Genomic DNA, 15,858 nt, shown 5'->3' on the forward strand with positions numbered 1-15,858 from the left:
CGCCCCGCCTGTGACTCATGTCACTGATTCCGCTTTTCCTCTTTCTGTTATCACCCCTCTCCACCGAGGCTCTCCCCTGCGCAGGAAACTCCAGAACGGGCGAGAGAAGGACGGACGGCGTGCAGACGACCATCGGCATGGACGAGACGACGGAGTGGATACGGGCGGCGCAGTACGGGGACCCCTGGGCGTGCGACAGGCTCCTCGGCGCCCACCGGCCGCTCGTCCACGCCCTGGTGTCCCACGCCCTCGACGCCCGTCCCGCCGTCGCCGTCGACGCCGTCGTGCAGGACACCCTGCGCCGCGCCCACGGCACCCTCCACACCCTGCCGTCCCCGGAGGCCTTCCGGCCCTGGCTCGTCGCGCTCGCCGTCGACACGGTCCTCGGCCACGCCGCCGGGCCCGCGGGGGCCGTCGGCTGGCTGGACGTCCAGGACGCGGTCCTCGCGGCGCTCGGGCGGCTGGAGGGCGAGGGGCTGCTCCTCCGGTACGAGACGGCCGCCGCGCTCCAGTGGCCGCAGGAGGCGACCGAGGCGCACGTGGAGACCGCCCGCAGGCGGCTCGAAGCGGCCCGCTCCGTCGACGCCGCGCTGACCCGGCACCCTCGTTGCCCCGCCCTGCACGAGCTGACCGGCGGCTGGGACGGCCTCCCGAGCGCCGGATGGCGCGACCACCTGGCGGCGCACACCACCCGGTGCGGCGCCTGCGCCGGCGCCCCGGCCGAGCCCACACCGCCGGCCGTCCCCGCCCCGCCGGCCGAGCCCGTCGACACGACCCGGCTGTACGAGCTCGGGGACATCGCCCCGGCCCCCGCCCCCGCCCCGGGCGGACGGCGCGGGACGCGGGCGGACCAGCGGCGGCGGCGCCGGACGCAGGAGCGGAACCGGCGGCGGACAGCCGTCGCCGCCGGGATCGCGGTCGTCGCGGTGACCGGCGGGGCGTTCTCGCTGTACGGCGGGCGCGGGGAGAAGGAGGAGACCCTGGGGGCGAACCGCGCGGCCGCCCCCGGCCCCGACCTGCCGCTCACCCACGAACCGGACTCCCTGACCACCACCCCCGCCACCACCGGCGCGACCCCCTCCGCCTCCTCCACCCCCTCCGCCTCCGCCTCCCCCGCCCGTCCCTCCCGGACGACGGCCGCCGCGCCCCCCACCACCGCGGGGAAGACCGCGACCACCCGCCCGGCCACGACGCCCCCCGCCCCGCAGCGCACCACGGCGAGCCCCACCACCCCGCCGAAGGAGACCGCCGCCCCCACCACGGCCCCCCGGCCCACCCGCACCACCGCGGCGCCGACGGGCGGCACCGACACGGGCCCCGGCGACGGCACGGGCCAGGGCTCGGCGGCGGACCAGGTGATCGAACTCGTCAACGCCGAACGCGCCAAGGCCGGTTGCGGGCCGCTCACCGCGAACGCCACCCTCACGAGCGCCGCGCAGGGCCACTCCGACGACATGGCCGCCCGCGACTTCTTCGACCACACCGACCCCGACGGCGACGGCCCCGGGGACCGGATCACCGCCGCCGGCTACCCCTGGTCCACGTACGGGGAGAACATCGCCAAGGGCCAGACCACCCCGGAACAGGTCATGGACGCCTGGATGAACAGCCCCGGCCACCGCGCCAACATCCTCAACTGCTCCTTCAAGGAGATCGGCATCGGCATCCACACCGACGGCGGCCCCTACTGGACCCAGGTCTTCGGCGCCCGCTGACAGGAGCCCGCGCCTACCGGGTCAGGCCCCCGCCTCCGAGACCAGGGCGGACAGCTCGACCCGCGACCGGATCTGGAGGCGGGCGTAGACCCCGCGCAGATGGTGGTCGACGGTCCGCGGGCTCAGCGACAGGCGCACGGCGACCTCCTGGTTCGTGGCGCCGTCCGCGACCAGGCGGGCGATCCGCTGCTGCTGCGGGGTCAGTTCGGCGAGGGCGGAGGGCTCCGCCGGGCGGTCGCCCGCCGCGCCCGTCGCGCGGAGTTCCGCGCGGGCCTGCCGGGCCCAGCCCTCCGCGGCGGCCCGCTCGAAGGTGACCAGGGCGTCGCGCAGCGGGCCCCGCGCCTCGCCGGGACGCCGTCGACGGCGCAGCCACGTACCGTACGCGAAGAGGGTGCGGGCCCGCTCGAAGTCGTTGCCGCCGTCCTCGTGGCGGCGCAGGGCCTCGTCGAACCAGCGGCTCGTCTCCTCGCCGCGCGCCGCCAACAGGGCCCGGCAGCGCGCAAGTTGGGCCGGGGCCGGGCGGTCGAGACCGTGGCCCGCCCACAGCGCGTACTCCTCCGTCGCCGCCCGCGCCTCCGCCGTACGCCCCGAGGCGACCGCGGCCTCCACGAAGCACGGAACGGCCGGCATGCGGAGCGCGAAGTGCCCGCCGTGCGGCCCCGGGCGGACGAGCGGCGCGAGCCGCGCCGCGGCCTGGGCGGCCAGACCGCCGCCCAACTCGCCCCGGGCGAGCGCCCATTCGGCGAGCGTCACCGCCTGGGCGAGGCCGTGCGGGCGCCCGATCGCCAGCGCCCGCGCCGCGTGCTCCGCGACGGCGGGACCGTCGCCCGTCACGGAGGCCACGAGCGCCAGCACCGCGTGCTGGTGGGCCGCCGAGTTGAGCTGGCCGGTGGCCCGGGCCGCCCGCAGCCCCTCCCCGGCGGCGTGCCCGGCCCGGGCGTACCGTCCGGCGCGCAGCTCCGCGTACGCGAGGTGTTCCAGGATCCGGGGGAGGAGCGAGCCCCGCTGCTCGGCCCGCGCCCGCGCCAGCGCCCGGCCGTGCAGCCGGGCCGCCGCGGTGACGTCCCCGAGCACCAGCGCGGCCGAACCCGCCCGCAGCAGCAGCCTCGGCTCGTCCCCCGCCGCGTCGACCGCGACCACCCGCGACAGCGGAGGGCGCGCCCGGTCGGGGCGGACCGTGAGCGCCGCGCGCAGCCCCTCGGCGAAGGCCCGCTCGGTGCCCCGCGCGGCCGGGGCCAGGTCGAGCGCGGCGAGGCAGGCGTCGACGTCCCCCGCCGACCACGCGGCCTCCATCGCGAGGAACCGCGCGTCCGCCGCCTCCGCCGGCTCCCCGTCCCGCAGCACCTTCGCCGCCTGGAGGAACGCCTCGTGGGCGTCCATCACGGGACCGCCCGCGAGCGCCGCGAACCCCCGGGTCAGCAGCGCCCGCCCCCGCGCCGCCGCCGAACGCCCCCGCACCCCCGCCGGAGGCCCGAGCCGGTCGGCCCGGTGCCGCTCGTGCGGGTCCGGCGGAGCGACGGGCGCGGCACGGCGGACGGCGCCCGTACCGGCACGGCCGCCGCGACTCGTACCGGCCGCCCTGAGCAGGAACGGGTCGGAGAAGGAGAGCGCGTCGCCCCGGCGGTGGAGCAGCCCGGCCGCCACCAGCCCGTCCAGGGCCTCCGTGGGCACCCGCAGGGTCCGGGCGAGGGCCAGCAGCGTGCCCGTGTCGGTGCGGTACGGGTCCCCGGACGCCGGACCCCCAGGCGGCAGGGCCTCGGACGCCGAACCCGTGGTGGCGGGCGTGCCGCAGGCCCGGGCCGCCACGCCGAGGAGCCTGCGGCCGTCCGCCGGGAGGGCGCCGAGCAGGCCGCCGTACACCGCCGCCAGGACCCCGTCGTCGACCAGCCGCTCCGGCGCCGGAGCCGTACCGGCGAGCACGCCGGGGGAGAGGCGGCGGACGGCCTCGACCAGGACGCCCGGGTGCCCGGCCGCCTCGTCGAGGAGCCGTTCGGCGACCCTGGGCCCGAGGCGCCGCCCGCCCACGTCGTCCAGGAGGGCGCGGGCCGGGGCGCGGGCGAGGCGCGGCAGCCGGACGAGCGGCGCGCCCGGAGCGGGCAGGGGACGGCCGGGCGCGGACGCCACGAGCCAGCAGAAGCGGGCCGCCTCGCGTAAGACCGGCGCCCGCCAGTGCGCGGAGAACGCGGCCCGGGAGTGCGCGTCCCACAGCGGGAAGTCGTCGAGGCAGAGCAGCACGGGCCCCCGCCCGGGGAGCAGCGCGGCGAGCGCCGTCGCGATCCCCTCCGGCTCCCGGGCGAGCCGCGCCGCCCGGCACGCCGCCGCGCCGGACGGGGCCAGCGCGGCGAACAGCGCCCGCACCCCGCTCCACGGCACCCGCCGGCGCGGCGCCCCGGCCACATGCGCTTCGCCGGGGAAGTCCAGGGCCGCCCGGGCCAGCAGCCGGGATCGCCCCTCGCCGGGACCGCCGGCCACGCGCACCGGCCGCTCGTTCCCGGCGGAGCTCGACGACAACAGCCGGGAGACGGCGGTGAGTTCGGCCTCCCGGCCGTACAGTGCGGGCGGCCCGGTGTCGGCGGTCACGGCCGTCACGCTAACGGGCCCGGCCGGGGCCCGGAACGGAGCGGTGCGGGGGTCTGGTCCGGCGCCCAGACCCCCGCACGCCCGGCTGTGCCCGGGCACAGGGCGTCAGGAACCCAGCGGGCAGCTGCCCCGGTACTCCTCGATCGTCAGACTCGGTCGCGGCAGCGGGCAGAGGAACTGCTCGTACCGGGTGTCGTCGTCGACGAACCGCTTCAGCCACGCGATGCTGTACTTCGCGATCGTCGTGTTCGAGATGTTGGGCGTGAAGTGGGTGGCGCCGTTCAGCTCCAGGTACGCCTTGTCGAGCGTGGCGGGGAGGGTCTGGTAGAAGAGCTCCGAGTGGGTGGCGACGGGCGCGATCGTGTCGCCGTCCGCGCCGATGACCAGGGTCGGCGTGCTGATCTCGGGCCAGGTCTTGTCCGTGTTCCAGCCGGTGAGAGGCACGGCGGCCTTCAGGCTCGGCCGGCTCTTCGCCGCCTCCAGCGTGCCGCCGCCGCCCATCGAGTGGCCCATCACGCCGAGCCGGGAGGCGTCCACCCGGTCCCGGACCGGGCTCTTCCGGGTGAGGTGGTCGAGCGCGGCGAGCAGCTGGCGGCCCCGGCTGTCCGGCTGGTCGAGCGTGGTCAGCGTGTCGATGACGAAGACGACGAAGCCCTGCGAGGCCAGCCGCGGCCCCAGCCAGGCCACCGAGGACTGCGTGGCGGTGAAGCCGGGCGAGATCGCCACCGCGCCGAACGTCCCGTCGGCGGTGCTCGTCGGGTAGTAGATGGTGCCGCCGCCGAAACCGACGGCGGAGAGCGAGGAGACCGAGGTCTGCGCGACCGCGTACGGGCCGCGCAGCGCCTCCACGCTCGACTCGGTGGGTGCGGGGCCGCGCTCGTACGGATTGCCGGTCGCGGCCCCCGCGCCCGGGGCGAGGAGCAGCGCGAGGCCGGCGGCGACGGCGGAGGCCGCGGCAAGGTATCGCTTCACGACGAAGTCGTCCTCTCGTGTCGTGGTGCGGCCGCCCCGAGGGAAGGGGACGGCCGGTGCCGTGGGACGGCCCCGCCACTGTGAGGGCGGCACGGAACGCCGTCATCGGCACAATCACCGGCCCCGCGCGCACGGTCCCGGGCCGGGGTGCCGAGGCCCGCGTCCCGGCCCCGTGGCAGACTGCGGGCCTCACCGTTCCCCGGTGAGCGACAGTCCGACACCGCCCGGCCGGCAGGAGGCCCGATGACCGTCAGCCCCCGCTCCGACGCGTTCCGGGAGCCCTCGCGGGCGCTGCTCGTGCGGTACGGGACGGAGGCGCCGGCCGGCGCGGTGCTCCTGCTGCACGGCGGGCGGGCCGACGGCCTCGACGCCCCGCCGCTCCTCAACCTCCCCGCCCTGCGGATGCGGCCCTTCGCCGAGGCCGTGCGGAAGGCGGCGCGCGGACGGGCGGTCCTGGTCGCCGAGGCCCGCTACCGGTACCGCGGCTGGAACGGCGAGCGCGCCGACGCCGCCCGGGACGCGGAGGCCGCGCTCGCCGGACTGCGGGCGCGCTTCGAGGCGGTCCCGGTCGTCCTGGTGGGCCACTCCATGGGCGGGCGGGCCGCCCTCGCGGTCGCGGGGGACCCGGCCGTCCGGGGCGTGGTGGCCCTCGCGCCCTGGTGCCCGCCGGACGAGCCGGTCGCCCACCTCGCGGGCCGCCGCCTGCACCTGCTGCACGACGAGACGGACCGGGTCACGGCGGCACGCGACTCCTGGGCGTTCGTCCACCGGGCCCGGGAGGCCGGCGCCGACGCGACCGGCATCCCCATGCCGATCGGAAGCCACACCATGCTGCGCGGCGCCCGCCTGTGGCACCGGCGCGCCACCGAACTCGCCCTGGAGACCCTGGAACGGCCCCCCGCCTGACGGCCCACAGACCTCCGCGTGAGGGTCGCCGGACACCCCGGCCCGCCCGGGGCCCGCGCTCGTCCCCGTCCGCCGGACCGCTGGATACGCTGGCCGCATGACCGGCGGACAGGGGCAGCAGGAGGTGCGGGACGTGCGGGAAGACCAGGGCGACGCCGTCGGGGAACGGGACACCGGAGACGTCGGGCTCCACCGGTTCGCCGTCGCGCTGCGCCGTACCTTCGGCGAGGTCAACCGCGTGGCCCACGGCTTCGCCGCCGACCAGCGGCTGCACCCCACGGACGTCCAGGCCCTGTCGTTCGTCCTCGACCACGAAGGGCCCGTCACCCCCGGCCTGCTCCGCAACCACCTGGGCCTGACCTCCGGCGCGGTCACCGCCTGCCTCGACCGGCTGGAGAAGGCCGGGCACATCCGGCGCACCCGCGAGAGCGCCGACCGGCGGGTGGTGCACGTCGAGTACGCCGACGGCGCCAAGGCCGTCGCCCGCGCCCACTTCCGGCCGCTGGCCGAGGCCACCGAGAAGGCCCGCGCCCGCTTCGACGAGGGCGAACTCGGCACCGTGCTGCGGTTCCTGGAGGTCCTCAACGCCGAACTGGCCGACCTGCGCGTACCCCGGCGCTGACCGGAGCGGACGCCGGGGACGGCGTCAGGGGGCGTCGTCCAGCCGGAAGGCCAGCATCGCCGTGTCGTCGCGGTGGTCCGAGAGGTCCTGGAGGACCCGCAGGAGGTCGGGGAGCGGCCGACCGCGGCAGCGGGCGGCCTCGGCGACCAGCCGGCGCAGGCCCTCGTCGATCGGGGCGGAGGGCGTCTCGATCAGGCCGTCGGTGTACAGAAGGAGGGTGTCGCCGGGGCGGAGGACGTGGGCGCGGGTCGTACGGGGGAGGTCCGGGGCCACGCACAGCGGCGGGTCCACCGCGCCGAAGAGGTGACGGACGGCGCCGTGGGCCGGAACGACCAGGGGCGGCGGGTGACCCGCGTTCGACCAGGTCAGCAGCCACGTGCCGTCCGCGCGGCGGCGGAGGGCCGTGAGCAGGGCGGTGGCCAGCGGGGCCGTGTCCAGGCCCGCGGAGACCTGGTCGAGCCGGGCGAGCACCGAGTCCGGCATGGCCTCGGGGCCGCCCGCGTACGCCAGCGCCCGCAGCATGCTGCGCATCTGACCCATCGCCGTGGCCGCCGTCAGGTCGTGCCCCGCCACGTCCCCGATGTCGAGGACGAGCGTGCCGTCCGGCAGCGTGAAGGCGTCGTACCAGTCCCCGCCGATCTCCCCGCTGGGGCTGGCCGGCTGGTAGCGGGCGGCCAGTGCCCCGCCCCGCACCGGCGGAGGCTCGGTCAGGTGCGCCCGCTGGAGGCTCAGCGCGGTGCGCCGTGCCCGCTGGAGGTCGAGGACCATGCGGATCGGCCGCTGGGCGTGGTGCAGCACCTCCCGCAGGAGCTCGGTCTCCGCCGGGCCGGGGACCGGGGTGTCGCCGTTGCTGCTGGTGGCGGCGTACCCGAGCACCAGGTCGTCGACGATCAGCGGGATGAGGGTGAGGCTGGTGGCCCCCGAGGCGATCAGCCACCGCTCGCTGACCGTCGGGATCAGTCCGGGCGGCACCGGACCGCCCGCCTCCAGCGGGAAGGTGACCGGCGTCCGCCGGTCGAGCACCTCGCGGACGGCCGGTGTCACCGCCACCCGCTGGCCGCGCAGCGCGGGCGGGGCGGGCAGCCCGGGCCGGGTCGCCGACGCGATCCGGCGGGCCGTCACCCCGGCGTGTGCCGGCAGCGGCCACTCGTCGTGCGAGAGCAGCAGGATCAGGCAGGCGTCGGTGAGCTCCGGCACCACCACCTTCACCACCTCGGCGAACGCCTCGTGCAGGCTCGCCCCCGACACCGCGGCGACCTGCGCGAGCAGCCGCTCGCGCAGCCGCGTGCCCCAGGCGTCCTCGACGTCGGCGGTGGCCGCCACCCACTCGGTGATGCGCCCGTCCCGCAGGACCGGCACGGAACGGGTGGCCAGGTGCCGGTACGAGCCGTCCGCCGCCCGCACCCGGAACGCCGCCTCGAAGACCCCGCCGCTCCCCGCGGCCCGCCGCCACGCCTCCCGCAGCGGCTCCCGGTCCCGGGGGTGGATGCGCGCGTACCAGCCCTCGTCCGCGCGCGGGTGCCACGGCGCCCCCGTGAGCCGCTCCCAGCCGGGGACGATCTCCTCCATGGAGCCGTCGGCCCCCCTGACCCACACCATGTGCGAGACCGCCGAGACCAGCGCCTCGTACCGCTGGAGCGTCCGGGCCTCGGCGGTGGTGTCCATCGCCAGGACGAGGATCCCGGGACCCTCGGCGGTGGTGACCGGACTGCACGAGTACACGAAGTGCCGGGCCTGCCCGGCGGCCCCGGGGTCGGTCCGCCGCTCCCCGACGACCTGCCGCCCCCGTCCCGTGCCCCGTACGGAGTCGAGCACACCCAGGAAACGGTGACCGTCCGCGTCCGGGAAGGCGACCCGCGCCGGCACCCCGGTCCGGCGGGCGCCGAAGAGACGGGTGAACGCCGCGTTGGTGTAGATCAGCCGGTCCTCCGGCCCCGCCAGCACGGCGACGGCGGCGACGGTCCGGTCGAACACGCGCGGATCGAAGGGGACCCCGGGCGCGTCGGCGCCCGGCCCGCCCTCGTTCGGCCGTGTTCCGGACGCGCCTGCGCCCGGCCCACCCCCGACCCCGTCCGCCCCCGGTTCGCCCTGAGCCACGTCCGCGGCTGCCCTGGCCCCGGCCGCGCCCGGCCCGCCCGCGCCCGGCCCGCCCGCGCCCGGCCCGGCCGCCGACGCGCCGGTTGCGTGCCGGTCCGGTCCCTCCGTGGTCTCGCCGTCCTTCACGTTCTCATCATCGTGGCGGGAGCGGCTCCCGGCCCGCCGTCGGCCCCCGGACGGCCGTGCGACGGCGTGGTTGACGCGCGTCGACCCGACGGTCCAGGCTGTCCCCTCGACAGGCGCTGTCTGACGGATGCATGACATCCCGTGACGTGACCCTCCATGCCCTTCCGCATGGCCCGCCGAGGTGGAGGCCGCCCGATGCCCCTGCACACCCGCGCTCCCGTTTCCCCCGTCGCCAGACTCCTGCTCGCCCTCGTCCTGCTCGTCGCCGGCCTCGCCGGAGTCGTGACCGGCGCGAGTCCCGCCCGCGCCGACGGCTGCTACACCTGGTCGCGCACCCTCTCCCAGGGCGCGACCGGAGCCGACGTGACCCAGCTCCAGATCCGCGTCGCCGGCTACCCCGGCTACGGCGCCGTCCTCGCCGTCGACGGCTCCTACGGCCCGGCCACCGCCGCCGCCGTGAAGCGCTTCCAGTCCGCCTACGGGCTCGCCGCCGACGGGGTCGCCGGACCCGCGACGTTCAGCAAGATCTACGCCCTCCAGGACGACGACTGCACCCCGATCCACTTCTCGTACGCCGAGCTGAACAACTGCAACACCACCTGGTCGGGCGGGGCCGTCAGCGCCGCCACCGCCAAGTCAAACGCCCTGCGCACCATGTGGAAGCTGGAGGCCCTCCGGCACGCCCTCGGCGACCAGTCCATCCGGGTGACCAGCGGCTTCCGCAGCACCGCGTGCAACGACGCGGTCGGCGGCGCCTCCTCCAGCCGGCACCTGTACGGTGACGCGGCCGACCTGGGCTCCGGCCCGCACTCCCTGTGCCGTCTGGCCCAGCAGGCCCGCTACCACGGCTTCAACGGCATCCTCGGCCCCGGCTACCCCGGCCACTCCGACCACACCCACGTGGACCACCGCTCCACCCGCTACTGGTCCGCCTCCTCCTGCGGCATCTGAGCGCGGCATCTGAGCGCGGCATCCGGGCCCCGTCCGCCGGACCGGTGGACGGGGCCCGGATGCCGCGTGGGTGTCAGTAGCTGACGCCCACGTGGGCCAGGGCCTGCTTGAGGAGGACGCCGTGGCCGCCGGGCATCTCGCTCTGGACGGCGGGGGAGGCCGCCTCCTGGGGGCTGAACCAGACCAGGTCGAGGGCGTCCTGGCGGGGCCGGCAGTCGCCGCTCACCGGCACGATGTAGGCGAGCGACACCGCGTGCTGGCGGGGGTCGTGGAACGGGGTGATGCCGGCGGTCGGGAAGTACTCGGCGACCGTGAACGGCTGGAGGGAGGCGGGCACGCGCGGCAGCGCCACCGGCCCGAGGTCCTTCTCCAGGTGCCGCAGCAGCGCGTCCCGGATGCGTTCGTGGTGCATCACGCGCCCGGAGACGAGGGTGCGGTTGATCGTTCCGTCGGCGCCGATGCGGAGCAGCAGTCCGATGCTCGTGACTTCGCCGCTGTCGTCCACCCGTACGGGAACCGCGTCGACGTACAGGATCGGCATCCGGGCCCGGGCCGTGTCCAGCTCGTCCGAGGTCATCCAGCCGGGCGTGGTCTCAGTCATGTCAGACATCGCCTGATCATACTTTCCGTCGGGCTTCCCCGGCTGTGATTCCGGCATCCGGCATCCGCCGTTCGGGTGGGTTCCCTCCCGGCGGGCGGGCTTCCGCCCCCTGCTTCACTTACTTCACCGAACCGGCCATCACCCCCCGCACGAAGTGCTTCTGGAAGGCGAAGAACACCACCAGCGGCACGACCAGGGAGAGGAACGCCCCCGGCGCGAGCACCCCGATGTTGCTGCCGAACTGCCGCATCTGCGACTGCAGCGCCACCGTCAGCGGCTGCGACTCCCCGTCGGCGAAGAGCAGCGCCACCAGCATGTCGTTCCACACCCACAGGAACTGGAAGATCGCCAGGCTCGCGAGCGCGGGCCGCCCCAGCGGCAGCACCAGCCGGTGGAAGATCCGCCACTCGCCGCCGCCGTCCAGCCGGGCCGCCTCCAGCATCTCCCGGGGGATCTCCGCGAAGAAGTTCCGCAGCAGGAAGACGCCGAACGGCAGTCCGTACGCCACGTGGAAGAGGACGACACCGGCCACCGTCCCGAACAGGCCCACCGCGCCGAAGAGCTTGGCCACCGGCAGCAGACCGATCTGCACCGGCACCACCAACAGGCCGACCACCACCAGGAACAGCGCGTCCCGGCCCGGGAACTCCAGCCAGGCGAAGGCGTATCCGGCGAGCGCCGACACCCCGACGACGAGGACGGTGGTGGGCACCGAGATCAGGACGGTGTTCCAGAACGCCTGGACGAGCCCGGAATCCTCGAACAGCGCCCGGTAGTTGTCGAAGGACAGCTGCGACGGGTCGGTGAACGCCGTCCACCAGCCGTCCGCCGCGTTGTCCCGGTCGGAGCGCAGCGAGGAGAGCAGCAGCCCGGCCAGCGGGGTGACCCAGACGAGGGCGACCAGGAGCAGCAGCGTCTGCACCGCCGTGCTCCCCAGCCACCGGCCCGCTCCGGCACGCCTGTTCACGATCCGCCCCCCTTCCGGAAGCGCCGGATGTTGAAGACCATCGCCGGGACGACGAGCAGGAGCAGCAGCACGCTGAGGGCGCTGCCGAGCCCCTGGTCGTTGCCGCCGCCGAAGGAGACCAGCCACATGCGGGTGGCCAGCACGTTCGCCTCCTCCTGCACCGGCCCCGGAGCGATGACGTAGACGAGGTCGAAGACCTTCATCACGTTGATGACCAGCGTCACGAAGACGACCGTGAGGACGGGCGCGAGCAGCGGCACGGTGATCCTGCGGAAGATCTGCCGCTCGTTCGCGCCGTCCACCCGGGCCGCTTCCAGTACGTCACGGGGGAGGGCGGCGAGCCCCGCCCCGATCAGCACCATGGAGAAACCGGTCCACACCCACAGGTAGGCGCCGATGATCGCGGGGGTGACCAGGGCCGGGCCGAGCCAGTCGACACCGCCGTACCCGGCGGCGAAGTTGGCGGCCGGCAGCCGCAGCCGGTACGTCCCGTCGCCGAGCCCGTCGAACCGGAAGGTGCCGTCGGCGGCCGTGCGGGCCGACGCCACCGCCTTCCCGTCCCGGACCGCCTCGACCGTCATTCCCGGCAGCCCCTTCTCCCGGGCGTCCACGACCCCCGCCCGGCCGCCCGTCCCGGGCGTGAAGTCCAGGTACACGGTCCCGGCCAGGACGCCCGGCGCCGCGTCGGGGGTCCGCGCCGCTTCCGTACGCCCCGGTACGGCCCCGGGGGCGACGCCCACGAAGGGCAGGACGGCGACGGAACCGGGCCGCAGCTCGCCGCTCGTGTACCCGTCGGCCGGGCTTCCGGTGAGCCCCTCGCCCTCCCGGGCGCGGGCGGTCGGGTACGGCGACGGTTCGGCGAAGACGTCGTGGACGCCGACCACCACCGCGTTGAGGACGCCCCGGTCGGGATCCTGCTCGTACGCCAGCCGGAAGACGATGCCCGCGGCGAGGAACGACACGGCCATCGGCAGGAACAGCACCAGCTTGAACGCGGTCGCCCACCGCACCCGCTCGGTGAGCACGGCCAGGACGAGGCCGAGCCCGGTGAGCAGGACCGGGGCGACCACCACCCAGACCGCGCTGTTGCGGAGCGCCTTGAGGGTGGCCGGGTCCCGGACCATCTCCACGTAGTTGTCCGCGCCGACGAACCGGTCGCCGCCCGCGTCGAAGAGGCTGCGGACCACGGAGAAGACGACCGGGTAGGCGACGAGCGCGCCGAGGAGCAGGAGGGCGGGCAGGGCGAAGGCGGCACCGAGCAGCCGCCGTCTGCGCAGGGCGCGCCGCCGCGGGTCCGCCGCGGCGCGCGCCTTCGTCCGCTGGACCATGGCGGGCGGCCTCAGTTCCCGTACGCCTTGGCCGCCGCGGCCTCCAGGGCGGCCGCGGTCCGCTCCGGGGCCGACGGGTCGCGCAGGAAGTCCTGGAGCAGCTTCCACTCTCCGGCGCCCTTGGTGCCGCCGAAGGCGGCGGGCGCCTGGTCGGACATGTCGAACCGTACGGAGTCGCCCGCGGCGACGAGCGAGGCGGCGGTGGCGCGCGCGGTGTCGTCCGCGTACGCCTCCGGCTTCACGTCCTTGTTGGGGGAGAGGAAGCCGCCGGCCCCGGCCCACACCTCGGCCGCCTCCGGGGTGGCGAGGAACTCCAGGAACCGCATCCCGGCGTCCGCGTTCTTCGCGTCCTTGAGGACCACGGCGGCGTCACCGCCGCTGACCACCGGGGCCTTGCCGCCGCCGACCGGGGGGAAGGGGAAGAACTTCGCGTCCTCGCCGGGCTTCCTGCCGTACTCGTCCTTGGCGACGCCGCCGACGAAGTCGCCCTCGTACACCAGGGCGGCCTTGGGCTGGGGGCCGAAGACCTTCTCCACGGAGCCGGGGAAGTCGGTCCGCAGCGCCTCGGCGGCACCGCCCGCCACCAGCCGTTCGTCCTTGAACACCTTGGCGAGGGTGGTGAGCGCGGTGACCACGCTGGGGTCGGTCCACTTCAGCTCGTGGCGGGCGAGCCGGTCGTACTTCTCGGGGCCCGCCTGTGACAGGTAGACGTTCTCGAACCAGTCGGTGAGGGTCCAGCCGTCCTCGCCGGCGACGGCGAACGCGGGCAGGCCGGAGTCGGCGAGCGTCCGGCCCGCCGCGAGGAGCTCGTCCCAGCTCTTCGGCTCGGTCACCCCGGCCTGTTCCAGGGCGTCGGGGGCGTACCACACGGTCGACTTGTGGGCGGCCTTGAAGTACAGGCCGTAGTAGGTGCCGTCGACCGTGCCGTACTCCTTCCAGACCGGCGCCAGGTTCCCGGCGGCGGTCGTGGCGGTCTTCTCGGAGAGCGGCTTGAGCCAGCCGGCCTCGGCGAACTGCTGGAGGACGCCGACCTGCGGGACGAGCACCACGTCGGGGGCGTTGCCGCCCTCGATCCTGCTGCCGACGAAGGTGGAGACGTTGTCGCCGGAGGCGAGGAAGACGGTCTTGGCGCCGGTCTTCGCGCTGAACGCGTCGAGGACCTTCTTGAAGTTCTTCTGCTCGCTGCCGGTCCACACACCGGCGACCGTGACGGTCGTGCCGCTCAGTTCGCCGCCGGACTTCGGGTCGCCGCCGCCTCCGCAGGCGGTGGCGGTCAGGGCGAGGGCGAGCGCCGCGGAGAGGGCACCGGTGGCGCGGAGGGTCGTGAGGGAGGGTCGTCGCATGGTCGTCCTTCCTTCGCATCGATGCTTTCATGTTAAGTAGCGATGACGAAAGCATGTCAACGGCGACGACCCAACAAGCTTGAGAACTCGCCTACTTGGGAAGACGGAAGGGGGAACAGTGAACCCCTCTACTTAACGGGCAAGTAGAGGGGGCGAGAGGTGAAGGGGGCAGGACGAGGTGTCAGGAACCGGCGGGACCCGGCCCGTCCCGCCCGTCGTGCGGGATCGCCGCCAGCTCCCGGGTCAGCCGCCGTACGCCCTCCTCCGGCGAGCTCCGCAGCGCCAGCACGTCCTGCGCGACCGCCTGCACCGCCAGGCTCACCTGGTCGTACCGCGCGCTCTTCGGCCGCGGCACCGCCGCCAGCACGCTCTCCCGCAGGATCGGCAGATACGGGTGCGCAGCCACCAGCTCCGGATCGGTGTACAGCGAGGCCCGCACCGGCGGCAGCGAACCCCGGGTCAGCACCTGCCGCTGCACCCGCTCGCTCGTCAGGTACGCGAGGAAGTCGGCGGCCGTCGCCGGATGCCGCGACCGGGCCGACACCGCCAGGTTGGAACCGCCGAGGACGCTCGTCCCCGGACCGTACGGCCCCGGCAGCGGCACCGCCCCGAACCGGCCCGCCACCTTCGACCCGGGCCGCCCCGCGTCCGCGTACACGTACGGCCAGTTCCGCAGGAACAGCAGCCCGCCCCCCTCGAAGGCCGCCCGCGACTCCTCCTCCTTGAAGCCGAGCGCCTCCGCCGGGATCCACCCTTCCCGCACCCCGTCGGCCAGGAACGACAGCGCCGCCCGCGCCGCGTCCGAGTCCACCCCGACCCGCGCCCCCTCCTCGTACAGCACCGTCCCGCCCGCCGACTGGATCGCCTCCGTGACGTTCACCGTCAGCCCCTCGTACGGCAGGAACTGCCCCGCGTAGCCGCCGAGTCCGTGCCGCGGCGCCAGCGTCCGGGCCAGCCGCGCCAGCTCCGCCCAGGTGCGCGGCGGCCGCTCGCCCGCCGCGTCCAGGACGTCCTTCCGGTAGTACAGCAGCCCGGCGTTGGTCACGTACGGCACCGCGTACAGCCGCCCCCGGAAGGTCGCCGTCCCCACCACCGGCGGCAGGAACGCCTCCAGGTCGAACCGCTCCCGCTCCAGCGGCGCGACCAGACCCGCCGCCGCGAACTCCGACGTCCACGCCACATCGATGTTCAGCACGTCGAACCGGCGGCTGCCCGACCGCAGTTCGCTCAGCATCTGCGCCCGCGTCTCGTCCGCCGAGTCCGGCAGCTCCACCAGCGTCACCGGCTCCGCCGGCCGCCCCGCGTTCCACTCCTCCACCAGCGGCGCCAGATAGTCCGTGAGGTCCCCCGCCGTCACGAAGGTCAGCGCCCCCCGCCCCCCGTCGTCCGGCCCCGCCCCGGGCAGCGGCCCGCCCCCGGCCCACCCCGCCAGCAGCACGGCCGCCACCAGCACACCCCTCCGCACGGCCCGTCCCCACCCCATAGGTTCCTCCCGTACGCGGTCCCCGGCGCGACGGTCCATCGTGGCAGACGCGTGGCGGACGCGCGGCGCACCGCATCGGTGATACTGGTCCGGCGGACCCGGCGACCGCCGGACCACCGGCCCCCGGCCCGCCGCCACCGGGCCGGGAACGGCGAACGACACAGAAG

Annotated in this window: 12 protein-coding genes; 4 read left to right on the forward strand and 8 right to left on the reverse strand. The window is 75.7% G+C overall.

Going from position 1 to position 15,858, the window contains the following annotated elements; all coding sequences use genetic code 11:
• The first annotated feature begins 119 nt into the window (after positions 1–119).
• Positions 120–1,715 (forward strand): CAP domain-containing protein, encoded by a 1,596-nt coding sequence (locus tag QK442_RS12035; protein WP_349239647.1) that lies wholly within the window; start codon positions 120–122, stop codon positions 1,713–1,715.
• 21 nt (positions 1,716–1,736) lie between these two features.
• Here the strand turns inward: QK442_RS12035 and QK442_RS12040 are convergent, their stop codons facing one another.
• Together QK442_RS12040 and QK442_RS12045 are read right to left on the reverse strand one after the other, a co-directional pair.
• Positions 1,737–4,295, reverse strand: coding sequence for a helix-turn-helix transcriptional regulator (locus QK442_RS12040; protein ID WP_282693888.1), 2,559 nt, complete (start codon positions 4,293–4,295; stop codon positions 1,737–1,739).
• 105 nt (positions 4,296–4,400) lie between these two features.
• Complete coding sequence (locus QK442_RS12045) at positions 4,401–5,267, reverse strand: dienelactone hydrolase family protein (RefSeq protein WP_282693889.1); 867 nt, start codon at positions 5,265–5,267, stop codon at positions 4,401–4,403.
• Positions 5,268–5,510: 243 nt separating this feature from the next.
• Between QK442_RS12045 and QK442_RS12050 the strand changes: the two genes are divergently transcribed.
• Positions 5,511–6,173, forward strand: coding sequence for an alpha/beta hydrolase (locus QK442_RS12050; protein WP_282693890.1), 663 nt, complete (start codon positions 5,511–5,513; stop codon positions 6,171–6,173).
• Positions 6,174–6,270: 97 nt separating this feature from the next.
• Positions 6,271–6,795, forward strand: coding sequence for a MarR family winged helix-turn-helix transcriptional regulator (locus QK442_RS12055; RefSeq protein WP_282693891.1), 525 nt, complete (start codon positions 6,271–6,273; stop codon positions 6,793–6,795).
• Positions 6,796–6,819: 24 nt separating this feature from the next.
• On the opposite strand, the gene QK442_RS12060 is transcribed toward QK442_RS12055, so the two are convergent.
• Complete coding sequence (locus QK442_RS12060) at positions 6,820–8,769, reverse strand: SpoIIE family protein phosphatase (protein ID WP_282693892.1); 1,950 nt, start codon at positions 8,767–8,769, stop codon at positions 6,820–6,822.
• A 444-nt stretch (positions 8,770–9,213) separates the two neighbouring features.
• On the opposite strand from QK442_RS12060, the gene QK442_RS12065 reads away from it, so the two are divergent.
• Positions 9,214–9,969, forward strand: a complete 756-nt coding sequence (locus QK442_RS12065) for a D-Ala-D-Ala carboxypeptidase family metallohydrolase (RefSeq protein WP_282693893.1) — start codon at positions 9,214–9,216, stop codon at positions 9,967–9,969.
• A gap of 73 nt (positions 9,970–10,042) precedes the next feature.
• Here QK442_RS12065 and QK442_RS12070 read toward each other — a convergent pair whose 3' ends face one another.
• From QK442_RS12070 to QK442_RS12090, 5 genes are all read right to left on the reverse strand, one after another.
• Positions 10,043–10,570 (reverse strand): NUDIX hydrolase family protein, encoded by a 528-nt coding sequence (locus QK442_RS12070; RefSeq protein WP_282693954.1) that lies wholly within the window; start codon positions 10,568–10,570, stop codon positions 10,043–10,045.
• A gap of 118 nt (positions 10,571–10,688) precedes the next feature.
• Entirely contained in the window at positions 10,689–11,537 is an 849-nt protein-coding gene (locus QK442_RS12075; protein WP_282693894.1) for a carbohydrate ABC transporter permease, read from the reverse strand.
• Complete coding sequence (locus QK442_RS12080; protein WP_282693895.1) at positions 11,534–12,865, reverse strand: ABC transporter permease subunit; 1,332 nt, start codon at positions 12,863–12,865, stop codon at positions 11,534–11,536. The genes QK442_RS12075 and QK442_RS12080 overlap by 4 nt, the downstream gene beginning before the upstream one ends.
• Before the next feature lie 11 nt (positions 12,866–12,876).
• Positions 12,877–14,208 carry an ABC transporter substrate-binding protein gene (locus QK442_RS12085; protein WP_282693896.1) on the reverse strand — a complete coding sequence of 444 codons (1,332 nt, stop codon included), beginning with the start codon at positions 14,206–14,208 and terminating at the stop codon, positions 12,877–12,879.
• A 181-nt stretch (positions 14,209–14,389) separates the two neighbouring features.
• Entirely contained in the window at positions 14,390–15,691 is a 1,302-nt protein-coding gene (locus QK442_RS12090) for an ABC transporter substrate-binding protein (protein WP_282693897.1), read from the reverse strand.
• Between the last annotated feature and the right edge of the window lie 167 nt (positions 15,692–15,858).

Origin of the sequence: Streptomyces sp. CC208A (genome assembly GCF_030010625.1) — a bacterium.
GTDB lineage: Bacteria > Actinomycetota > Actinomycetes > Streptomycetales > Streptomycetaceae > Streptomyces.